The sequence below is a fragment of the Chloroflexota bacterium genome (assembly GCA_020850535.1).
Classification (GTDB): Bacteria; Chloroflexota; UBA6077; order UBA6077; family JACCZL01; genus JADZEM01.
This window is the reverse complement of the sequence record JADZEM010000131.1, coordinates 15197-37552: the sequence shown is the minus strand read 5'-3', so window position 1 is coordinate 37552 and position 22356 is coordinate 15197. Positions and strand designations below refer to the sequence as shown.

General features: G+C 66.8%; 16 protein-coding genes. 12 read left to right on the top strand and 4 right to left on the bottom strand.

Translation table 11 applies throughout. From position 1 onward, the window contains the following. Window positions 1-137 precede the first annotated feature (137 nt). Window positions 138-965, top strand: a complete 828-nt coding sequence (locus tag IT306_19210) for a hypothetical protein (protein MCC7370559.1) — start codon at window positions 138-140, stop codon at window positions 963-965. A 375-nt stretch (window positions 966-1340) separates the two neighbouring features. Continuing rightward, entirely contained in the window at window positions 1341-1940 is a 600-nt protein-coding gene (locus tag IT306_19205) for a hypothetical protein (GenBank protein MCC7370558.1), read from the top strand. 440 nt (window positions 1941-2380) lie between these two features. Here the strand turns inward: IT306_19205 and IT306_19200 are convergent, their stop codons facing one another. Then, window positions 2381-3556, bottom strand: a complete 1176-nt coding sequence (locus IT306_19200; protein MCC7370557.1) for a mandelate racemase/muconate lactonizing enzyme family protein — start codon at window positions 3554-3556, stop codon at window positions 2381-2383. Window positions 3557-3708: 152 nt separating this feature from the next. Here IT306_19200 and larA point away from each other — a divergent pair, with 152 nt between their 5' ends. From larA to IT306_19180, 4 genes are all read left to right on the top strand, one after another. Beyond that, on the top strand, window positions 3709-4998 hold the full coding sequence (gene larA / locus IT306_19195; protein ID MCC7370556.1) for a nickel-dependent lactate racemase: 1290 nt from the start codon (window positions 3709-3711) through the stop codon (window positions 4996-4998). Between the two features lie 79 nt (window positions 4999-5077). After that, window positions 5078-5374: a hypothetical protein gene (locus IT306_19190; GenBank protein MCC7370555.1), complete on the top strand. Its 297-nt coding sequence runs from the start codon at window positions 5078-5080 to the stop codon at window positions 5372-5374. 3 nt (window positions 5375-5377) lie between these two features. Next, window positions 5378-5644 (top strand): DUF4926 domain-containing protein, encoded by a 267-nt coding sequence (locus IT306_19185; protein MCC7370554.1) that lies wholly within the window; start codon window positions 5378-5380, stop codon window positions 5642-5644. A gap of 298 nt (window positions 5645-5942) precedes the next feature. Continuing rightward, entirely contained in the window at window positions 5943-7670 is a 1728-nt protein-coding gene (locus IT306_19180; GenBank protein MCC7370553.1) for an adenylate/guanylate cyclase domain-containing protein, read from the top strand. An 18-nt stretch (window positions 7671-7688) separates the two neighbouring features. Here the strand turns inward: IT306_19180 and IT306_19175 are convergent, their stop codons facing one another. Continuing rightward, the gene (locus tag IT306_19175) at window positions 7689-8408 is read right to left on the bottom strand and encodes a GNAT family N-acetyltransferase (protein MCC7370552.1); all 720 of its coding nucleotides are present in this window, start codon (window positions 8406-8408) and stop codon (window positions 7689-7691) included. A gap of 233 nt (window positions 8409-8641) precedes the next feature. Between IT306_19175 and IT306_19170 the strand changes: the two genes are divergently transcribed. Then, window positions 8642-11524: a UPF0182 family protein gene (locus IT306_19170; protein ID MCC7370551.1), complete on the top strand. Its 2883-nt coding sequence runs from the start codon at window positions 8642-8644 to the stop codon at window positions 11522-11524. A 114-nt stretch (window positions 11525-11638) separates the two neighbouring features. Here the strand turns inward: IT306_19170 and IT306_19165 are convergent, their stop codons facing one another. Next, window positions 11639-13555, bottom strand: a complete 1917-nt coding sequence (locus IT306_19165; protein MCC7370550.1) for a hypothetical protein — start codon at window positions 13553-13555, stop codon at window positions 11639-11641. 358 nt (window positions 13556-13913) lie between these two features. Between IT306_19165 and IT306_19160 the strand changes: the two genes are divergently transcribed. Both IT306_19160 and IT306_19155 read left to right on the top strand, forming a co-directional pair. Continuing rightward, window positions 13914-15014: a DSD1 family PLP-dependent enzyme gene (locus tag IT306_19160; protein MCC7370549.1), complete on the top strand. Its 1101-nt coding sequence runs from the start codon at window positions 13914-13916 to the stop codon at window positions 15012-15014. 438 nt (window positions 15015-15452) lie between these two features. Continuing rightward, on the top strand, window positions 15453-15662 hold the full coding sequence (locus IT306_19155; GenBank protein ID MCC7370548.1) for a hypothetical protein: 210 nt from the start codon (window positions 15453-15455) through the stop codon (window positions 15660-15662). On the opposite strand, the gene IT306_19150 is transcribed toward IT306_19155, so the two are convergent. Next, window positions 15643-18039 (bottom strand): xanthine dehydrogenase family protein, encoded by a 2397-nt coding sequence (locus IT306_19150; GenBank protein ID MCC7370547.1) that lies wholly within the window; start codon window positions 18037-18039, stop codon window positions 15643-15645. The two genes, IT306_19155 and IT306_19150, sit on opposite strands and share 20 nt — an antisense overlap. A gap of 656 nt (window positions 18040-18695) precedes the next feature. On the opposite strand from IT306_19150, the gene IT306_19145 reads away from it, so the two are divergent. The 3 genes from IT306_19145 (at window position 18696) to IT306_19135 (ending at window position 22332) form a co-directional block, all read left to right on the top strand. Beyond that, window positions 18696-20252, top strand: coding sequence for a hypothetical protein (locus IT306_19145; GenBank protein ID MCC7370546.1), 1557 nt, complete (start codon window positions 18696-18698; stop codon window positions 20250-20252). Window positions 20253-20427: 175 nt separating this feature from the next. Further along, entirely contained in the window at window positions 20428-21348 is a 921-nt protein-coding gene (locus IT306_19140; GenBank protein ID MCC7370545.1) for an ABC transporter permease, read from the top strand. 168 nt (window positions 21349-21516) lie between these two features. Further along, window positions 21517-22332: an ABC transporter permease gene (locus IT306_19135; GenBank protein MCC7370544.1), complete on the top strand. Its 816-nt coding sequence runs from the start codon at window positions 21517-21519 to the stop codon at window positions 22330-22332. The last annotated feature ends 24 nt before the right edge of the window (window positions 22333-22356 follow it).

Genomic DNA, 22356 nt, shown 5'->3' with positions numbered 1-22356 from the left:
CCGGATCACCTCCGGTCGGGGCGTCCCCAGATCCAGCGCATCGAGCGCCCGGAGCCGCAAATCCCGCGAATAGGCCTTCATGCCCCCAGTTTGACGAAACGATCACCTTTCAGGCAAGGCGCTGTAGATCTCATGGCATGAAGGTCTTTGCCGCATTGGAAGACTTCTTTTATGTAGCAGGTGGGCAGAGTCTGAACGATGCGCTGCGAAATCGCACCAATCCATTTATTACAGGCTTCTCTCAGAAGGCGGCTCGTGTTGCCGCGCGTTTCAACAATATTGAGGCGTACATTATTTGGAATGAGCCGAACGCCTTCGATGCATCTGGTCAGCATAGAAATCCTGCAACAAACTTTGCAGCACTTGTGAACAGGTGTAGAGAGACTATGGGGCAGTCCGTGAATCTTGTCTGGGGAGGAATTCAACTAGGCCCTAATTATGACGGACTATCAATGACTTATATCGAGAGTATATATGAATGGTTTAATCAAGAATATGATGTTCTTGCTCCAGATAGATCTCAACCGTTTAAGTGGCCATGGAATATGATTAATATTCATATTCATAACGACAGGAATGGTCAAGAAAATGATATTGGTTCTATGTTCAAAAAGATAAGAGAAATCCAAGGCAAATATGGAGACAATTCTCCAGTTATTGTTGGCGAGTGGGGGATTCGCCGTGATGCGTTCGCGAGTAGACCTCAGGCCTTGACGGAATTGTATTCGGCGATTCTTTCCCAGCAACCAGAGATCATGTTCTTTTACTCGCACTACGCAGACCGAGATCCTCGATACCCAAGTCTCTACTGGGGTATTCAGGCCCCCTATAGCCCGTCGAATCCTGCCGAACCTGGATTTTGGATTGATAGCTATGATGGGCAGAACTGGGCATTTCGTCTCACCACAACCAAAGATAGCGGAGACGCGTTTTACAATGCTTATGACTCTTTGATTGGCTCCTAGGAAGTGGGTTCGAAAGTGACTCGATCTGTTCGTGCCCTCGTAGTCGTGATGGTGCTGGGGCTGGCGACTTGGGTCGAACGGTCCGAGGTTGGGGCTTCGCCGGCCTCTGCGGCGTGCTGGAGCGCGCAAGGGTGGAATCTAGTCCGTGGAGCTGCCGATAAGACGATCGTGTCCACGCCGAGTGAACCTCAGCGAATAGTGAGTGCGGCAATGGGGATAGCCACCGAGAGTGAGTTGCTTGCTCTCGATGCGAGAGTGGGCATTCTGCGGAGCGTAGACTGTGGGGTCACCTGGCAAGGTGTTCGAGCGCCTGGCGGCACCCCAAATTGGAGCGGGGCTCGGTTCGTTTCGACTGACTCACAGGCGGGGATATCGGTGCAGTTCTATAATTCGCCGCATCTGGTGAGCCGAGATGGGGGGCAAAGCTGGAGATGGGGAGTTGTGCAGGGGCAGAACCCTTCTACCCCTGCTACGGTGGCCATGTCTAGTTCGCCTGTTGTCCCCGGCTTGTGGTTTGCCACATTTATTAGACAGTCATCGGGTGGCTATTCTGGTGGTGGTGTATCCACAGATGGCGGGATCGCTTGGGAGGCTAATAATGATTGGGTTGGATGGTCACTAATCGCACCTTCCAACAATGTGAATCGAGTATTTGTGGCAGGAGCATCATCCACACTATACGAGTCAATGGACCGAGGAAAGGCCTTTTCGGAGGTAGAAAAGTTTGATTCTGATATCGTCGCTATGGATTCATCAAGTGATGGAAAATCTATATGGATTGCACTGGAGAATTCAAAGATGTATTCTCTGGATATTTCGACTGAAAAGATCAGAACTAACCCGATTGCAAACAATCACGTTCAGAGAGTTTCTCAGTTCTCAAGAGATCCATATAATCCTTCGGCGATGCTCGTAATTAGTGATGGTGGAGCAGTTTGGTACCATCGCCTGGTGGCTGAATCATCATCTGACTAAAGTTTTCGGGGTGGTGCCGTCAAGTAGTACAAGGCACGAGCCAGTGTCTTGCGTCGTCGGCAGGTCAGTGAGCGGTCGCGCGGCAGGCTGCCGCTCGTACAGGACACGGCCTTCGCGTAGCGCCGGCTCCAGCACGGACCCGATCTGATGCTCTCAGGCCGCAATCTCCTCTGGTGTCGTCACCACGTTGACGTTGGGGATGCCAACGCGTCGCAGTGACTGCCGTATCGTGATGGCGGTGGCGCGTGGGTCAAGATCCTGGTGTAGTACGACGGGCAAGTCCACATCGCTCTCGGCGTGAGGGGCGCCCTGCGCTCCGATAGGTCTGGTGTGCCTGAGGCGCGGCCCCACACGCTGGAAGTGCTGTCATGCTGGAAGTGCTGTGGAGCCGCGCCACGCTGTTACCTGTCAAGGCAGGAGCGTGCTACGTCGCCGGCCGGCTACTTCGCCGGGTGCGCCCTGACCGTTTCCTCGTTCACGTCCAGGCCCCAGCCCGGGCCGCTCGGCACGGTGAGGTGGCCGTTCTGGATGTTCGGCGTCGCCGTCGTCAGGTCGTAGTACCAGGGCACCACGTCCGGATCGATCTCCATGATCCGGAGATTTGGCACCGCCGCCGCGAAGTGCGCTGAGATCGTCGTCGCGAGCGGGCTGTAGAAGTTGTGCGGGGCCACGTTGACCTCGTAGGCATCCGCCATCGACGCGATCTTCATCGACTCCAGGATGCCGTTGTACGGCACGTCGACGATCGCCACGTCCATCGAGCCGTGCTCGAAGTAGGAGCGGAACTCGCGGCGGGTGTACAGCGTCTCGCACGAGGCGATGGGGATCGTCGTGCTCTCACGAACGTAGCGCATCCCTTCGGGGTAGCGCATGTCCATCTCCATCCAGAAAAGATCGAACTCCTCCATCGCGCGGGCCATCTTCAGGTAGCCCTCGGTCTTGTAGTTGAAGTTCAGGTCAACCAGGATGTCGATGTCCGGGCCGGTGCCCTCGCGGAACGCCGCAAGCTGCTCCTTGATGCTCCGCAGGAAGTTGCGGTCGGCGTTCAGCTCGGGGAAGCTCTCGCCGCGCGCGAAGCCCGGCACGTGCCCGCGCGGGTTGTTGCCGTCGAACAGGATCAGGTTCGTCTTGAGGGCCGTGTACCCCTTCGCCACGACCTCCTTGCCCTGCTCCACAATGTCGTCAAGGCCGCGGATCTCCTTGACGCCGAGGGCCGCCGCCCGTGGCCCGACGCGGTAGGTGCCGCAGTGCGACCAGTACAGGCGGATCGTCTGGCGGATCGGGCCGCCCAGCAGCTCGTAGACGGGGATGCCAAGCGCCTTCGCCTTGATGTCCACCAGGGCGTTCTCGATGGCCCCGATGGCCTGTTGAATCACGCCGCCAGCCCCGACACGGCGGACCGCCTGCATGTAGGCCACGAGCGCCTCGATGGCCCGTGGATCCTTGCCGATCAGCGACGGCGCGAGCCGCTGGATGACCTGGGTCACACCCAGCCCACCGAAGCTCTCGTTGTACTCGCTCCAGCCGACGATGCCGTCGTCCGTGGTGACTTTCAGGAAGTCAAACGCGCGCCCGCCGCCATCGGCGTGCAGCGTCTCCAGTGCCGCGATCTTCATGCCGCCTCCCAATGCGTCGCGACGCTGCATGCTGGCAGCGTCGCCAGCCCTGGTACGAACGGTGCAGCGCCGCACGGTGATGCTACCCGCTCGCACACGGTAGCCGGCCCGAGCCGGGCGCTACAATGCAGAGAGTGACGAGAGGGAGGCGGATGGGGCCTGTGAGTAAGACGACGCGCGTGATGCTGGCCTACGGGAAGAACGGCCTGGAGGTCGAGCTGCCGGCCGACCGCACCACGGTCATCGAGCCGCGCTACCTGCCGGGCCTGGCCGACGAGCCTGCCGCGCTCCGCAAGGCGATGCGCGAGCCGCACGCCTCGGCCCCGCTCCGCGAGCGCGTGCCGGCCGGCGCAACGGTCGCCATCAGCGTCTGCGACATCACGCGCGCCACGCCGACCCGCCGCATCCTGCCCGTCATCCTCTCGGAGATCGACCACGTCGATCCGAAGAACGTCACGATCTTCATCGCCACGGGGACGCACCGGGGGAACACCACCGAAGAGCTGGAGCGGATGCTCGGCGCGGATATCGTCCGCAACTATCGGGTGGTCAACCACGACGCCTTCGACCTCGCGCGACACCGCTACCTGGGGAAGACCAGCTCCGGCGGCCCGATCTACGTCGAGTCGGACTTCCTCGGCCACGACTTCAAGATCCTGACCGGGTTCATCGAGCCGCACCTGTTCGCCGGGTTCTCGGGCGGCCCGAAGATGATCGCGCCGGGGCTGGCGGCCATCGAGACGGTGCTGCACCTGCACGGCGCGCCGATGATCTCCCACCCGAACGCGATCTGGGGCATCACCTACGGCAACCCGATGCACGACGACATCCGCGAGATCTCGTCCGTCGTCAAGCCGGATTTCACCCTCGACGTGACGCTCAACAAGGATCACGAGATCACGTCCGTGTTCGCCGGCGAGCTGTTCACGGCCCACAAGCAGGGGTGCGCCTTCGTGAAGGACACGGCGATGCAGCCCGTCGCGAAGCCGTACGAGGTGGTGGTCACCACCAACAGTGGCTACCCGCTCGACCTGAACCTCTATCAGGCGATCAAGGGGATGTCCGCCGCCAACCAGATCGTGGCGGATGGCGGCGCGATTGTGGCCGCTGCTGAGTGCTCGGACGGCCTGCCAGAGTTCGGCAACTACAAGGACATCCTGAAGCTCGGGACATCGCCGCAGGAGCTGCTGGACCTGATCACGTCGGACGGCTTCCACATGCACGATCAGTGGCAGGTACAGGTCCAGGCCCAGATCCAGAAGCGTGCGCGCGTGCATCTGCACACGGGAGGCCTGACCGATGCCCAGGTGGCGCAGGCGCACATGCAGCGCTGCCTCGACGTGGCCGAGACGGCCGAGCGGCTCGTCCGCGAGGCCGGATCAGACGCCCGGATCGCCGTGCTGCCGCAAGGCCCCCAGACGATCCCCTACGTCGCCGGCTGACCCGCATACGCTTCGCTGAGCTTCGCGCGGTTCTCAGCTTGCCATGAGGCTGCCGAATGGAGACCGGGCGGACCTGGGTGTGAAGCTTGAGGAATATGTCCTCAATCCACTGCACCGCGATGGCCGACACAAGGCACGAGTTTTCGAGTCGGCGCTCGGGATCACACTCGAGAACCGAGCGTTGTTACGGCAGGCGATACTTGCCGCTGCGACCGAATCGACGGAAGCTGTGATGCGCGGGGACAATGGTCACGGTGTGGTGTATGCGATTCGGTTCGTGCTGAGCACGGAGCAGGGCAGCGCTACTGTATTGACGGCCTGGATCATTTTGCACGGCGAGGATATCCCGCGACTGACTACCTGCTATATAGTCTAGAGCATGGACGATCGCGTTCCTCTGCACGCTTCCGTAGCCCTCCTCAACGATGTGCAGGCAACACATTTTGAGCATGGAATGCCCGTGGTGCTGCACCGGGGCGACGTCGGCACGGTCGTCCTGATCTACGGCAACGGTGAGTGCGAGGTAGAGTTCGCCGGCCGCGACGGACGAACGTATGCGCTGCTCCCGCTACCAAGTGAGTGCTTGTTGGTGCTCCGCGACGTGCCAGAAGATGCCGTCACAGCCAGGAGTTCTCGCAGTGCATGACGATCTCCGCATCGCCGTGCTGCCGCAAGGCCCCCAGACGATCCCCTACGTCGCGCGGTAGCGGGCCGTGCTGGCTGGCGTTGCATCCTGGGGGCGCTCAGTCATGCACAGATTCCGCACCCTCCGGCTGCTGTTCGCGATCTGACAGCGGCGATACAGCCGCCGCTCCCGTCAGGCTCGTATTCCGAGTACCATAGCGCTCCGAGGGCGGCCTTCGTGGTGGGTGGCTCGCCCGGCGGCGTGCAGGTGTGCGCGCACCCGATCCTGGTGCGCGGCGGCGCTGGCGGGAGGTTGTTCGGTGACGCGGAAACTGCGGCTCTGGTCCGGGTTGGTCTTGTTCGTCTTCGTGGGCACGCACCTGCTCAACCATTCACTTGGCATCTTCTCGCTGGATGCCGCCGAGCTGGGCCGCCTGGTGATGCTGGCGATCTGGCGCAACCCCGTCGGCACCGTCGTCCTGTACGGCGCGTTCCTCACCCACATCGTGCTGGTGCTCCAGGCGCTCTACCGCGCACGGCACCTGCGGCTGCCCCGCTGGGAGCTGGTGCGCCTCGGGCTTGGGCTTGCGATGCCGTTCATGCTGATCCCACACATCTTCGGCACGCGCATCCTCAACGAGGTCACCCAGGATTTCCACGATACCTACGCCTACGTCGTGTTCGGCATGTGGGTCGAGCACCCGAGCAGCGCGGCAGTCCAGGCGCTGCTGCTGGTGATCGCCTGGACGCACGGCTGCATGGGCGTCCGCTGGTGGCTGCAGTTCAAGCCCTGGTATCCGCGCTACCGAACGCTGTTGCGCGCGGGCGCGTTGCTGCTGCCGGCCCTGGCGCTGGCCGGGTTCGCCGGCATCGGACGCGAGACGGCGCTGTTCTCGCAGACGCCCGGCTGGATCGACCGGACGTTCGAGGGGATGACGCCCGCCCAGAACGATATGGTGCTCGGCTGGGCCGGCATCGCCAACGGGATCTTCGTCGCCTCGGTCGTGCTGGCCTTCGCTGCGCGCTACGTGCGCCAGTGGCTGCTGCGGCGACGCGGCGTCGTGCGGCTGACTTACCCAGGCGGGCGGCGCGTCAACGCCGTGCCTGGCATGACCGTGCTCGACGCCAGCCGCTCGGCCGGCATCCCGCACGCCTCCTTGTGCGGGGGCAAGGGCCGTTGCTCAACCTGCCGCTCGCGTATCGGGCCGGCCTCGGCGCAGGTGCCGCCGCCGACCCCCGACGAGGAGCGTGTCCTGAGGCGGGTCGGCGCGCCGCCGAATGTCCGCCTCGCCTGCCAGCTCCGGCCCGTCCACGACCTGAACATCATCCCATTGCTGCCGCCCACCATCCAGTCTGCCGAGAGCGTGTTGCGGCCAAGCTCGGCCTCGGCCAGCGAGCAGGAGATCGGCATCCTCTTTGCCGACATTCGCGGCTTCACCAAGTTCTCGGAGCATCGCCTGCCGTACGACGTGGTCTTCGTGATGAACGAGTATTTCAAGGCGATGGGCGAAGCGGTCGAGGCGAGCGGCGGCCACCTCGACAAGTTCATCGGCGACGGCGTGATGGCGCTGTTCGGGGTCGGGCAGGACGCCGTGCGCGGCTGCCGGCAGGCGCTCGACGCGACGGTGGCGATGGCCCAGGCGCTGGACGAGCTGAACCGGGTGCTGGCCCAGGATCTGGCCGAGCCGCTGCGGATCGGCATCGGCATCCACGTCGGGCACGTGATCGTCGGGGAGATGGGGTACGGCCGGGCACGCACGTTGACGGCCCTGGGCGACGCCGTGAATACGGCCAGTCGGCTGGAGTCCGCCAGCAAGGAGTACAAGGCGCAGTTGATCGTCAGCGAGGATCTGTCGCTGCGGGCTGGCATCGATTTGTCGGGCTTCGTGCGCGACGAGATGACGGTCCGAGGCCGCACCACGCCGATGGGCATCTTCGTGGTCCCGAGCGCCCTCGACCTGATCCCGATCCTGACCCACGATACGGCGCTGGCCTCAAGCTCCGTCGGGCCAGCGTCGAGCGGCCTGCCGCGCCCGCCAGTCCACTGAGCGGCGGGCGCGCCGCCCTCAATACTCGCTGAAGAACTCTTCGCCGTACTCGACGTACCCCAGCGAGCGGCACACCCGCGCCGAGGCCAGGTTTGTGCGGTCGTGGACGTAGAGCGCCAGCCGCCCCTGCTCCAGGATGTAGGCTGTCGCCGCCGACACGACCTCTTTCGCAAGCCCCTGGCCCCGGTAGGCCGGCTCCGTCACGACGGCGATCTCCCAGACATCCTTCGACTTCAGCTTGATCGCGGACCAGCTTGCGATGTCTCCGCGAATCGACCAGACCACGAAGATCTCGCCGTCGAAGCGCCGGCGCAGATCGGTCCCACGTGGATCGTTGCGCTCCAGGCGGACCGCCCGGCTCTGGCGGGGCTGGAACTGGTCGGCGTCGGTGTAGAGGACGTGGCCGCTCAGGCTGTAAGCGTACGGCACGGCGAGCCGGGCGACATGGTGCAGCCGCGTGAACTCGGAGGGGCCAATCGGGCGGTCTGAGAGCGCCGGGCCGAGGCCAGAGCGGACCCGCTCCAACAGGTCTGGCCGCGCCGATATGACGCCGCCGGTGGCCGTCGAGAGCGCCAGGATCGGCACCGTGTAGCCGCCCCAGCTCGGGCGCGTCCGGCGCTCAGACGGCAGAATGTGGACACCCGGCTCGCGCAGCAGCGATGCGTTGCAGCCAAGCTCGACGGCGTGGAACGTGTCGATGCGCTCCACCTGCCCGACCTTGATGCGGTCGTCGAGCACCTCGCGTTCCTCCTGGCGCCATCGTTCGAGCAGGCGGCGGCGCGCGTGTCTCAACCAGCCGTGCGTCGGCGTCCTGCCACCTGCCACCCTGCTCCGAGTATACCAGCCACTCACCTGCCCGCCGCCGAATGTCCAGTGTGGCCAGGGGGCGACCGCCGACGCATCCGGGCAGAATCCTTCCTGGGGCAGTCCGCTCCCCTGGTAGAATGGCCACATCCGGGCGGAGGCGCTACGTGGACCCAGTTGTACCGACCGAACGCTGGCCACGTCGCCAGGGGCGCGGCAACTCTCCCATAGGCAATGGGCGCATCGCCGTCGTCGGCTTTGTCGTCGTGCTGCTGGTGCTCGCCACCGTCGGCGTCGACCTGTACACCGACTGGCTCTGGTTCGGCAGCGTTGGCTACGCGCCGGTCTACCAGACCGTCCTGACCAATCAAGTCGGCCTGTTCGTGGCCGCCGCCGGGTTCTTCCTGCTGCTCTACCTGCCCAGCGCGTTCCTGGCGCGGCGGCTGGCTCGGGGGTTCGAGCACCTCTCGCCCCCCGACGAGGACGTGCTGTGGGCCTACATCGCCAGGGTCGGCTCGCGGTTCAGCGGCGAAATGTCGGTCTATGGGCGGATCGTCCAGATCGGCATCGTCGTGCTGGGCCTGCTGTTGTCCGTCGTGATGGGCTCCGTGGCCTCCGGGCAGTGGCCGATCCTGCTCCGCTTTCTCAATCAGGTGCCGTTCGGCGTGGCCGACCCCGTGTTCGGGCGGGACGTGTCGTTTTTCGTCTTTACGCTGCCGTTCCTGCGGTCAGCCCACTCCTGGCTGCTCGGCACGTTCGTGCTGGTGGCCACCACCACGTTCGCCGTCTACGCCGTCGTCAGCGCCTACGAGCTGGGCGTGAACCTCGAACGGGTGATGTTCAACCTGCCGCGCTCGGTGAAGCTGCACATCGCGCTGCTCGCCGCCGTCCTGATGCTCCTCGTCGGCGCGAACCACCTGCTGGACGTCTACGAGCTGGTCTACTCCACCCGCGGCGTGACCTACGGCGCGAGCTACGCCGACGTCCGCGCCGAGATGCCGGCGCTCTACATCATGGCCGCCGTGGCAGCCAGCGCCGCCGTGCTGATCGTCGTCAGCGCGTTCGCCCGCTCGCTGCGGCCGGCCCTGACGGGACTGGCCGCCTGGGCGCTGGTGGCGGTCCTCGGCGGCCTGGTGTTCCCGAACATGGTGGAGAATTTCGAGGTCAAGCCGAATCAGCTCGAGAAGGAGCGGCCCTACGTCGAGAACGGCATCGCCATGACGCGGCGGGCCTTCGGACTCGATCGCATCCAGGAGAGCTTCTACCCCTACGAAGAGGCGGTCACCGCCGACGACGTTCGGAATAACCCTGAGACGATCCGCAATATCCGGCTGTGGGACCACCGGCCGCTGCGGGAGACGCTGAACCAGATCCAGAGCATCCGCAGCTACTACACCTTCGCGGATGTCGACGTTGACCGTTACGCCGTGGACAGCGGCTACCGACAGGTGATGGTAGCCGCCCGCGAGCTGGACCGGACCCGGCTGCCGTCCCAGGCCCAGACCTGGGTCAATCAGCGGCTCAAGTTCACTCACGGCTACGGCGTGACGATGGCCCTGGTGGCGGCCGTCGCGGAGGAGGGCCGGCCGCAACTGCTGCTACAGGATGTCCCGCCGCGCGGCGCGTTCCAGATCACCCGGCCCGAGGTCTACTTCGGCTCGCGGCCCTCGGACTACGTCCTGATTCGCACCACCGAACCAGAGTTCGACTTTCCGCGCGGCGACGAGAACGCGGAGACACGGCACGCGGGCGGGGCCGGCATCAAGATGGGCAACTGGCTGGCCCGGGCCGCGTTTGCCCTGCGCTTCCGTGACGGCAACCTGATGCTCTCAGGCGCCGTGCGCGAGGACTCCGAGCTGCTGTGGCGGCGGTCCGTCCGCGAGCGGGTCGAGCGCATCGCCCCGTTCCTGCTCCAGGACACCGACCCCTACATCGTGGTGGCGGACGGCCAGCTCTACTGGATGCTGGACACGTACACGCACACCTCCGCCTATCCGTACTCCCAGCCGGTCTACTGGCAGCCACTCGGTCCGCGCACCATCGGCAACTGGCTCAACTACGTCCGCAACAGCGTGAAGGTCGTCATCAACGCCTATGACGGCTCGATCGCCTTCTACGTGGCTGACCCGAGCGATCCGCTGATCCAGACCTATCAGCGAGTCTTCCCGACCCTCTTCCGCCCGATGTCCGAGATGCCGGCGAGCCTGCAACAGCACGTCCGCTACCCAGTGGACCTGTTCCGGCTCCAGGCAGACCGCTACCTGACCTTTCACATGCAGGATCCGACGGTCTTCTACAACCGCGAGGACTCCTGGGACATCGCGCGGGAGAAGGTCGGCTGGGACGTGAACCCGGCCCCGGTCGAGCCGTACTACGTGGTGATGCGGCTGCCCGGCGAGGCCCACGAAGAGTTCCTGCTGATGCAGCCGTTCACGCCCGTCAACAAGACGAACATGATCGCGTGGCTGGCGGCGCGTTCCGACGGGGCCAACTACGGCAAGCTCGTCGTCTACAAGTACCCGAAGGAACGGCTTGTGTTCGGGCCGGCCCAGGTCGAAGGCCGCATCGACCAGGATCCGACCATCTCCTCGCAGTTCACACTCTGGAGCCAGGCCGGCTCGCGGGTGATCCGGGGCAACCTGCTGGTGATCCCGCTCGGCGCGTCGAACCTGTACGTCGAGCCGATCTACCTCCAGGCCGACAACGGCCCGATCCCCGAGTTGAAGCGGGTGATCGTCTCGACAGGCAACCGCGTGGTGATGGAACCCACGCTCGAAGAGGCGCTCGGGAAGCTGTTCATCGGGGCGCAGGGGCTGGCGCCGTCCATGGGCGCGGGGCCGGTGGCGCAGCCCCCTGCCCAGTCCGCCGGGCAGTCGGCAGCCGGGCCGTCGGCGCCGCCCACCGGCGAGATGACCGCCCTGATCCAGTCCGCCAACCTGCACTACACCCGGGCGCAAGAGGCACTGCGGGCTGGCGACTGGGGTCGGTACGGCGAGGAGCAGCGTGCCCTGGAGGCGGACCTGCGCCGCCTCGCCGACCTCACCCGCTGATCGCCGGTCGGCGAGAAACCGCCACATCCCTCGCGTGGAACCAGACGCCCCCGGTCACAACAGCCCGTTGTGACCGGGGGCGTCGAGCGTCGCCGTATCGGTGGGCGTGGCCCGCTAGCGGTCGGCGGCGCCTCGGATGGCGCGCTCCAGGCACGGGCAGCAGGGACGTGGCAGTGACTGGCCGTCTCCCGGGCCGGCCTGGCTCTCCACGAGCCTCGCAGCTTCACGATCCAGCCCGGCGCTCACCGCCCAGGGGACGACGGCATGGTGCAGGAGCACCGACGCCGTGCGCTCGGCAGGGTGGCGCCGCCCGAGGACGGCCAGCCCGGCCTCGATCATCCGCCACATCGCCACGACGTCGCGCCGGCTGTCCAGCACCTCGACGTCGCCAGACGTGCAGGCTGTCAGCTCGGCCTCGTCGCGCGTCTCGGCTGTCCAGCCCTCCCACAGCTCGGACGGCACGAACGAAACCCGTTGTGCGAGCGCCTGCTGGCTGGCCGGATCGGCGTCCGCCAGCCACGCGACCTGGGTGGTGGGGAGATGATCCAGGCAGAGGTAAGTTGACCGCGCCCACAGATCGGAGGGCAGCGGTCGAGCACCGTCCTCGTCCGTGAGCGTCGCGGCGACCAGCACATTGCCAGGCCAGGGTCGCTGCGCCAGCGCGGCGACGCGCTCGTCGTCCATCGAGCCGTCTGGGAGCACCCGATCAAGCAGAAGCGCGGAGCCATCAGCGGCGCGGCCTGAGACGGTCCGGAGCAACGGCAGGAGCACCCGCTCGGCTGACGCCCGGTTCGCCCCCTCGAAGATCACCAGTGAGAGCCGTTCCCGCCCGTCCGCGCTGACTGCATCCAGCAGCAGGTCAAGCAGGGTCGACCTGGCCTCGGCATCAGCCTCGCTCGCATCGTCGGCGAGGAAGAGTTGCTCGGGGTAGTTGAACGACGCCGAGACCGGCACGATGGCCACCCGGTCGCCGGCCAGGACCCGCCCGCACAGCGAGAGCGTGGTGAGGGCGTCGCGGCCTGACACCATCGGCGCGGCTCCTGCCAGCCAGGTGGAGAGGAGCGGGGCGACGATCTCGCGTGGCAGCCCGATGGACGGCAGCGCCCGAGCCAGCGCCCGCTCGACGGCCTGGAGTGTCAGCAATGGCCGGGTGCGCGCGCCGTGTGACAGCGCGGGAAGGAGCCGTGCCGCCCGGTCCCGATCGACCATGGCGGCGTCACGCGCCGGGTGTACGTGCTCGGCCTGCCGCCGATGCTGGCTCAGGTAGGTGATCCCCTGGGATGGCGGGGACGCCTGCGCGTCGAGCAGATCGCCGAGGCTCGCCGCGAGCCACTCGATACGCTCGCCCAGCTTGCCGACCTCGCCCTGCAGACCGGTCAGCGCCGTGAGGCCGGTCGCGGCGGACGCGGCCGGGGTGGCTGTGACGGCGGCAGGTGCGCCGGTCCGTGCGTCCAGGGCCAGTTGGCGGATCTCGCCCAGCGCCCCGCCGATCAGCTCCAGGGCCTGCCCCAGTTCGACGAGGTCCGCGCTCTCGACGGCCGGCTCGCCGGCAGCGGGCGGCGCGCCGGACCGGAGGCGGACCAACTCGGCCGCCAGAGCGTCCCGCTCCCGCGTCAGCGCAGCCAGGGCCGATGCGACGTCAGGCGCGCCACCGCTCGGCTCACCGAGGCTGGCCGCGCGCTGCTCACGCTCCCTGGCAGCCTCGTCCAGGAAGCCCAGCAGTCGCTCGCGCTCGTCCCAGAGCACCGAGATCTGGCGGGACAACTGGCTGTTGAGGTTCGCCGCTGCCGCGGCCTGCTCGCTGAGCGCTGCGATGGCGGCTTCCCGACCCTGGAGGGCCTGCTCCAGCCGCTGCACCTCACCCTCGAGGTTGGCCTGTGCGGCACGGTCGTCAATCAGCCGGCCGCCCAGCCAGTGGCGGCCCTCGCGCCCGATCTCGAGCGCCGCCTCAAGAATGGCCAGACTGGGCTGCGCGCCTGGATGTCCGGGCCGTGGCGTATCGTCCAGGAGTTGGCGTTCATGTACGATCATGTGGCTCGTCCGTGCGCTCCAAGCATGTAGTATCTCGCGACAACGCGAACTCCCTGCCGGCCAGTGCGGCGGGGTGTCGTCGGCAGCAGCAGCTTGCGCCGCTCTCGTCAGTTTGTGGGAGTCGACGCTGCTGCTCTCACTGTTTTCAGCATAAGTGTCGAGCGTGGGGCGTGGCGGTGTTGCGCGTCACAGGGCTTGTAAGAGGGCGATACAGTGCCGCCACGCAACCGGACAGAACATGGACTCGTGCATCAGCCACCTGCTCGCTCTATCCTCTCGCCGTCACCGTGATCCCCCAGCCGCCGCTTCGGCAGGCGGCTGTGCGGAGTCTCCGCGGTGGCGGCGAAGGAGTGACCGCATGTGGCCCCCCGATCCGAGCGCTGTCGGTCTGTCCGTCCACGAGCTAGATACACCCTCGCTGATCCTCGACCTTGACGCCGTCGAGCGGAACCTGGATCGCCTGGATCAGGCGCTGGCCGGTTCCCGCGTGCGCGCCCGGCCGCACACCAAGACCCACAAGACGCCGAACATCGCGCTGATGCAACTGGCGCGCGGGGCCATCGGGATCTGCTGCGCCAAGCTTGGCGAGGCCGAGGTCATGGCGGCCGGCGGCGTCGGCCCGATTCTGGTCACGACCGAGGTCGTTGGCGACGCCAAGATCCGACGGCTGCTCGGGGTAGCGAAGCAGGTCGAGGTGCTGACCGTCGTGGACGATGCCGGGGCGGCTGCCCGGCTCTCGGAGGCGGCGACAGCAGCCGGCGTTCGCCTCCGGTGCCTGATCGACGTCAACGTGGGGCAGAATCGCACCGGCGTCGAGCCTGGCGCGCCGGCCGTGGCATTGGCCGAGCGTCTGAATGGCCTCGGCGGCCTCCAGCTTGTGGGCCTCCAGGGGTACGAGGGGCACCTCCAGCACGTCCGCGAGCCTGAGGCGCGCCGCGAGGCGAACGCCAGCGCGATGCAGCTCCTGTCCCAGACCGCCGAGCTGCTGACCGAGCAGGGCCACCGCGTAGACATCGTCAGCACGGCCGGCACCGGCACATTCCGCTACGCCGCCGAGTGGCCGCTGATCACCGAAGTCCAGCCCGGATCGTACGTCGTGATGGACAGTGACTACGGCGCAGTGCAGGGCGTCGGCTTCGAGAACGGTCTGTCCGTGCTGGTCTCCGTCGTCTCGACCCAGCGGACGAATGCGGCGGTCGTGGACGCTGGCTACAAGACGCTCAGCAGCGACTCAGGTGCGCCGGCCGTGCGCGGCCTCGATGCGACCTACGGGTTCATGGGCGATGAGCACGGCAAGCTGACCTTCGAGAACGGCTGTCCGGTGCGCCCCGGCGACAAGGTCGAGCTGATCCCGAGCCACTGCGACACGACGATTAACCTCCACGATGTCTACTACGTGACGCGCGGGGGCACGGTCGTGGCGGTCTGGCCCATCGCGGCGCGAGGCCGCGTCCGATAGGACATTTGTGCAAGGGTGCGCTGGGAGGCGACTGGCGAATGCTGAACCTTGACATCTCTGCGCTGTCCCAGAACGCGCGGTACCGGCTGGCCGACCGGGGCAGGCGGACGTCAATCGTTGACCGCATCCTTGTGCTCGGACTCCACCCCATGCTGGCCAGCTACAGCTACTACGTTGAGGCCTATCACGCGTTTGGGCGTGCCGCCCAGATCGACCCTGCTGACCTCTCGGCAGCACTCTGGAGGCATGCGCCCGGAACGGTCGCTGACCACCTCCTTCAGCGTGTCGAGGGCGTGTTACGATCAAGTAGCCAGCCGCCGCTGACGCTTCGACAGCGTGCCCGCGTGATGAGTCAGGCTCGAAGTGCGTTTGGCGCCCGTAACAGTACGCGCGAACCCGATCAGCCGGGACTTGAGGCGGCGTGGCGAAGGGCACTCCATGGACATTGACGAGTTCAAGCGCCAGCTCTCCGTGCTCATCCAGGAGAATCGCAACAGCGAAGCGATCGGCTTTGTCGCCAAACATTTGCCCGCTGTGCGGAATGCGCTGAGTCCTGCCGACCGGTTGCTTGTTGCTGACTGGATGGAAGGCGTTCAAATGGCGCTGGATCTGGGTGTCGATCACCAGATCACCGAGGCTCGCAACTGATCGAGGATCTGTCCTCACCACTCATTCGCGAGAGGGCGTCCGCTACCCGGCGGGCGCTGAACGGTTGGCGGCTGGCGTCGATGCCGAGCGGGGCCAGCGCATCCGCCACGGCGTTCGAGATCGCTGCCGACGCGCCCATCACGCCGCCCTCGGCCATCCCCTTCATCCCGAGCGGCGTGTTCGGATCGGGGATGCCCAGGTGCTCCACCGTGAATGTTGGCAACTTTGCAGCCGTGGGCATCGCGTAGTCCAGGAACGAGCCGCTCAGGTTCTGGCCGTCCGCGTTGTACACGATCTCCTCGAAGAGCGCGCCGCCCAGCCCCTGCGCCGTCGCGCCGTGGAACTGTCCCTCCACAATGCGCGGGTTGAGCATCGTGCCGCAATCCTCGACGATCAGGTACCGCTCGATCTTCAGGCGGCCGGTGTCCCGGTCGATCTCGACCACGCAGACGTGGGTGCCGCTGGAGAACGTCAGCGGCGGCGGATCGTAGGCGTGGGTCGCTTCGAGGCCCGGCTCCATGCCGGGCGGCAGTTCGGTCGGTGCGAGATACGCCTTCTGGGCTAGCTGCGCGATGGCCCAGCCGGTCTCGGGCGCGCCCTTCACGGCGATGCGGCCGTCCGCCACCTCCAGATCCTCGAGGGGCGTCTCCAGCAGGTGCCCGGCGATCCGCACCAGCTTCTCCTTGATGATGCGGGCCGCCCCCAGCGCCGCGCCGGCGCTCACGACCCCGCCACGGCTGCCACGCGTGCCCATGCCGTACGGCGCGGCAGCGGTGTCGCCGGCGTGGACGCGTACTTGCTCCAGTTTCACGCCAAGCTCGTCGGCGAGCGCCTGCGCCACCGTCGTCTGGTGGCCCTGCCCCTGACTGACAATCCCGATCTGCGCTGAGACGGCCCCGCTCGGCTCCATCCGCACGATGGCCGCGTCGTGGCCGGACCCGGCGATGCCCGCCGTCTTGTAGAACTCTGAACCGTAGGTGTTCGGCTCGACGTACGTCGCCACGCCAACCCCCATGATCCGTCCCTCGGCGCGCGCGGACTCCTGGGCTGCCCGCAGGCTGTCGTACTGGACGGACGCAAGGGCCTGCTCCAGCGTGGCGCGGGGGTGAACCGACCGGTACGTCAGCTCGGTGGCAGTGCGGTACGGCAGATCGGCGTCCGTCAGCATGTTGCGCCGCCGCACCTCGACCGGGTCCAGCCCGAGCGCCCGCGCGATGGCGTCAATCGTGCCTTCGGTGACCCAGCTGCAGATCAGCATCGGGGCGCGGTATGGGCCAGACGGGCACTTGTTGGTCAGGACCGCCGTGATCGCATAGCGGTAGTCGCGCAGCCGATAGGCGCCGGGGATCATCATGCCGACGACGCGGGCCATGTAGTTGGCCGGGAAGTAGGCGTAGGCGCCAAAGTCGGCCAGGATCTCGACGTCCAGGCCGAGGATCGTCCCATCACGGGTGACGGCCGCGCGCACCTCCACGATGTCCTCGCGGGCGTGGAGCGCCGCCATCAGGTTCTCGCGGCGCGTCTCGATCCAGCGCACGGGCCGGCCGAGCATCCGTGAGGCCGCCGCCGTCGCCAGCTCCTCGCGGTAGAGCGGGATCTTCTGCCCGAAGCCGCCGCCCACATCCGGCGTGATGACCCGCACGTCGCTCTCGGGGATCCCCAGGCGGGCGGCCAGCGCCGAGCGCATCGGGTGGGGGATCTGCGTCGAGTGCCAGAACGTCAGCGTCTCGTCGCCGGGCAGCCAGCTGGCGAGACAGCCGCGCGTCTCGATGGGGGCGTGGGTCTGGCGACCCTGGTGGAAGCGCGCCGTGACGGTGCGGTCGGCTTCTGCGAGGGCCGCGTCCACGTCGCCGTGGGCGAAGACGCCGTAGTATGGGCGATTCTCAGGGATCGTTTCATCAACCAGCGGCTGGCCGGCCAGTTGGGCCGTCTCGGGATCGATGACGGCCGGCAGCGGATCGTAGTCCACCTCGACCAGCGCGCAGGCGTCCTCGACGCGATAGCGGTCCTCGCCGACGACGCACGCGACCGGGTCACCCACGAAGCGGACCTTGTCGACGGGCAGGGTGGTCATCTCCATCGGCAGCAGCCCTTCGATGGGCGGGGCCATCCGCAGCGGCGCGGTGACCCGCGCAAGGTCCGCCCCGGTCAGCACCGCGTGGATGCCGGGCGCCTGTCTCGCGGCCGCACTGTCGATGGAGCGGATATGGGCATGCCCGTACGGGCTGCGGACGAAGGCGATGTGGAGCATCCCCGGCTGCGTGAGGTCGCCGATGTACGAGCCGCGCCCCAGCACGAGCTTCCGTGACTCGCGCGGGCTGATCGCCGCGCCGACATAGCCGGGTGCGCCGTGGCGCTGTGGGCGCCGGTCGGACATGGGAGCCCTCCACGAACAGACGGTGGGACAGACACCTGGACGCGGGTGCGGGTGGCGCTCCGATGACGAGCACCAGCAGCCGGCGGCATTGTAGCGGCGGGCCATGACAGTCTCAACGGCGGCGGGCGAGCATCGGCAGCGCGCACAGACGTCGGTTGGGACGTTTTGGCAGAACCGGCGCCCACCGGGATTGACACTGTGCTGAACGCTCGCTACACTGTCGGCTGCCGGCAGTTCACGTACGCACTTGTGCGTACTGTTGTCGCACTTCAGATCGTCCAGGAGGGGCGGGTCTGAGGGCATGCTCGCGTGCGTCCCGGTATTCGCCATCTGGCGGCGGGCCGGCGGTGCGGCTGAGCAGCGTGACTCCCGTCGGTCCTCGGCATCTCCACAGGGCAGATTGCTCATTGGCGGCGAGCAATCGTAGCGGCGACGGCACCCCACTGCCTGGCCCCCGGACGTGTCGGCTTCTGGGTCTGGTCAGGCGTCACAGCGCAGTTTCGGCGGCCCGCACCAGCTCGATGCGGGCCGCGATCGTCGTGAGTGACCCGCAGGTGCGGAACAGCTGGTGGTTGAGCGAGGGTGGAGGCAGGGCGATGCGTGTTGAGAATCGCAGAGGGACCAGTCGCGTATCTCGGCGTCAGGCGATTCGCCGGGTGGCTGGTGCGGCGGCTGGAGGGCTGGCGCTGGCAGCGCTGCCGGGCCTGGGCGGTCGGTCGGCTGAGGCGGCCGGCCTGCTGACGGACCGGACGGCCGGGGCAGCGTCCGCCGTGGCGAACCAGGGCAAGAGCGTGACCATCGCGCTCTCGGCCGAGCCGAACACGTTCGACCCGCATCTGACGGTCGGCCGGAATACCCAGATCTTCATCGCGAACGTGTTTGACGGGCTGACGGCCCGTGACGCCAGTGCGAACATCCTGCCGGCGCTCGCCACCGAGTGGGGCTTCCTGGGCGACGGTGCGTCCTGGCAGTTCAAACTGCGCTCGGGCGTGACGTTCCACAACGGCGACCCCTTCAACGCCGAGTCGGCCAAGTTCACCATCGAGCGGGCCATCGATCCGGCCACCAAGTCGACTATCAGCTCGGAGCTGGCGACCATCGCCGGCGTGGACGTCGTAGACGCCAGCACCATCGTGGTGCGGACCAAGCAGCCCGACATCATGATCCCGAATCGCTTGAGCGAGTTGTACGGCGGCATGCTCTCGCCCACGCACACGATGGCAACCGACGCTGCCATGCTCGCCACGAAGCCGAACGGCACCGGTCCGTTCATGCTGACGGAGTGGGTCAAGAACGAGCGTCTCGTGCTCCAGGCCAACCCGAACTACTGGCGCGGCCCGGCCAGCATCTCGCAGATCACCGTGCGGCCGATTCTCGAGGATGCCGCCCGCATCGCCGCGCTCCAGACCGGCGAGGTCGATTTTGTCGCTAACGTGCCCTACGAGCGGATCGCCGAGCTTGAGGCGAACCCGAACCTGACCGTCAAGACGATCGCCACGCCGCGCGTCTTCTTCATCGGGATCGATCCGCGCGTGACGCCGTTCAACGATGTCCGCGTGCGGCAGGCGCTCAACTACGCCGTGGACGTGGACGCCATCATCTCGGCGCTCTACCTGGGCCATGCGACGCGCCTCGCGACGGCCGTCCCCACGGCTGCGTTCGGCTACGACGCCAGCGTGACGCCGTACCCGTACGACCCGCCGAAGGCGAAGGAGCTGCTGGCCGCGGCCGGCTACCCGAACGGCTTCTCGGTCGAGTTCGACTCGTTCACCGGCAGCATCGCGGACCACTCCAAGCCGGCCGAGGCCATCGTCGAGTACCTGCGGCAGGTCGGCATCGACGTCAAGCTGAACGTCTTCGAGTTCGGCGCGTTCGGCCCGCGCCGCGTCGCGAACCAGCTCTCGCCGCTGCACATCTACAGCCTCGGCAACGCCTACTTCGAGCCGGCCTGGGCCATCAAGTGGATGATGCAGCAGAACCTCGGCCTGTTCTACCGCAACGAGGAAGTCTACGCCCTGTGCAACCAGGCGGAGGCGACCTTCGATCCGAGCGCGCGTGTGCCGCTCTACGCGAGGGTTCAGCAGCTGCTGAAGGACGACGCCGGGTTCATCTTCCTGTTCCAGAACGACGCCGTCTTCGCGATGAACAAGAAGGTCTCGTATGACCCGCGCGCCGACGAGACCCAGTGGCTGTACCCGTTGACCTCGGCGTAGCCGTGGCCCCCCGTCACGCGCGCATAGTACCGACCTCCCCCTCTCCCGCGCACAGTGACGTCGGCGACACGGAGAGGCGGCGCAGCCGAGATGATGTCGGCGAAGCCGATGTTCGCGCCGCGCAGCGGCGGGGGGCGGGCCGTGTGGGCCGCCCATCGGCCGGTGAGGGCGACCTGTGACCGGCTACGTCGTCCAGCGGCTGCTGCTGGCCCTGCTGGTGATCTGGGGCGTCTCGATCATCACCTTCTTCCTGACGTTTCTGAGTGGCGATCCGGCGGTGCTGATGCTGCCGCCGGACGCCACCGCTGAGCGCGTCGCCCAGTTCCGGCGCGAGTGGGGCTTCGACCGGCCGCTGATCGTCCAGTACGGCAGCTTCCTGCTGCGCGCCGTCCAGGGCGATCTCGGCACCTCCTTGCGGCACGGCACGCCGGCCCTGCCGCTGATCGCCGAACGGCTCCCGGCAACCTTCCAGCTGACGCTGACGGCGATGGTGCTGGCGATCCTGCTGGCGATTCCGCTCGGCGTGCTGAGCGCGACGCAGCGGGGCAAGATCGTGGATCTCCTGGCGATGGCCGTCGCGCTGCTCGGGCAGGCCGTCCCGAACTTCTGGCTGGCGATCATGGCGATCTTGTTCTTCGCCGTGACGCTCGGCTGGCTGCCGACTTCCGGGCGGGGGACGTGGCTGCACGTCGTGATGCCCGCGGGCGTGCTGGCCACGGGCCTGATGGCCCTGCTGACCCGGATCACTCGCTCCTCGATGCTGGAGATCCTCTCGGAGGACTACGTTCGCACGGCGCGAGCGAAGGGCCTGCCCGGCTGGGCCGTGCTGACCCGTCACGCCTTGCGGAACGCCCTGATCCCGCTGGTCACGGTCATTGGCCTCCAGTTCGGCTACATCCTGGGCGGGGCCGTCGTCGTCGAGACCGTCTTCACCTGGCCGGGCGTCGGCCTGTTCACCATTCAGGCGATCACGAACCGCGATTATCCGGTCGTGCAGGCGGCGGTGCTGATCCTCTCGACGGCAGTCGTCACCATCAATCTGCTGGTTGACCTGCTGTACGGCCTGCTCGATCCGCGCATCCGCGTGCGAGGCTGACGTGCCTTCGACCGTGCCCCTCGTGCCGCCATCGCCGCGCTCCGGGAGACCGCCTCGGCCATGAGTACCTCTACCACTGCGGCCGGCTCAGCGCTGGCTGCGCGGGCCAGCGACGGGGCCGCCCGCCAGGCCAGCCTGCCCCTGCGCCTTCTCCGCCGTAGCCCGCTGATGACCTTCGGGGCAACAGTCGTGGGGCTGGTGATCCTGCTGGCGGTGCTGGCCCCGGTCGTGGTCACCCGCGATCCGATCACCCAGAATCTCGCCCTGGCCAACCGGCCTCCGGCCTGGCAGGCGCGTGGCTCGATCCAGGCGCCGCTCGGGACGGACCAGTTCGGGCGGGATGTCTGGTCCCGCATCGTGTACGGCGCGCAGATCTCGCTGGCGATTGGCACGACGGCGGCGCTGCTCGGGGCGGTCGTCGGCGTCTCGGCCGGGCTGGCGGCCGGGTTCTACGGCGGCAAGGTTGACATCCTGGTGATGCGGATCGTCGATCTGAACCTGGCGTTTCCGCTGATCCTGTTGGCGCTGGCCATCGCCGCGATTCTCGGCCCGAGCTTACAGAACCTGATCCTGGTGATGGCCTTGACGACCTGGATGATCTACGCTCGGGTGGTCCGTGGCGTGACGCTCTCGATCCGCGAGCGCGAGTTCATCCAGGCGGCCCGGGCCATCGGCGTCAGCAATGTACGCATCATGTGGCGGCACATCCTCCCGAACCTGATGGCCCCGGTCCTGGTGATCTTCACCCTGGAGCTGGCCCGCGTCATCCTGATGGAATCTGCGCTCAGCTTCCTGGGCGTCGGGGTGCCGCCCCCGACGCCGACCTGGGGCCGCATGCTGGCCGAGGGACGCAACGTCCTGACGACGGCGCCCTGGATCGCGACGTTCCCCGGTGTGGCGATCACCCTCACGGTGCTCGGCGTCAACCTGTTTGGCGACGGCCTCCGCGACCTGCTGGACCCGCGCCTCCGAAAACAGACCTGATACGGAGCGGCGCTGGCTCGCCAT

Bases quoted from the DNA above. Each gene is read 5' to 3' on its own strand.
- IT306_19210 (MCC7370559.1), top strand. From the start codon at position 138: ATGAAGGTCTTTGCCGCATTGGAAGACTTCTTTTATGTAGCAGGTGGG.
- IT306_19200 (MCC7370557.1), bottom strand. From the start codon at position 3,556: ATGAAGATCGCGGCACTGGAGACGCTGCACGCCGATGGCGGCGGGCGC.
- larA (MCC7370556.1), top strand. From the start codon at position 3,709: ATGGGGCCTGTGAGTAAGACGACGCGCGTGATGCTGGCCTACGGGAAG.
- IT306_19185 (MCC7370554.1), top strand. From the start codon at position 5,378: ATGGACGATCGCGTTCCTCTGCACGCTTCCGTAGCCCTCCTCAACGAT.
- IT306_19165 (MCC7370550.1), bottom strand. From the start codon at position 13,555: ATGATCGTACATGAACGCCAACTCCTGGACGATACGCCACGGCCCGGA.
- IT306_19160 (MCC7370549.1), top strand. From the start codon at position 13,914: ATGTGGCCCCCCGATCCGAGCGCTGTCGGTCTGTCCGTCCACGAGCTA.
- IT306_19155 (MCC7370548.1), top strand. From the start codon at position 15,453: ATGGACATTGACGAGTTCAAGCGCCAGCTCTCCGTGCTCATCCAGGAG.
- IT306_19150 (MCC7370547.1), bottom strand. From the start codon at position 18,039: ATGTCCGACCGGCGCCCACAGCGCCACGGCGCACCCGGCTATGTCGGC.
- IT306_19135 (MCC7370544.1), top strand. From the start codon at position 21,517: ATGACCTTCGGGGCAACAGTCGTGGGGCTGGTGATCCTGCTGGCGGTG.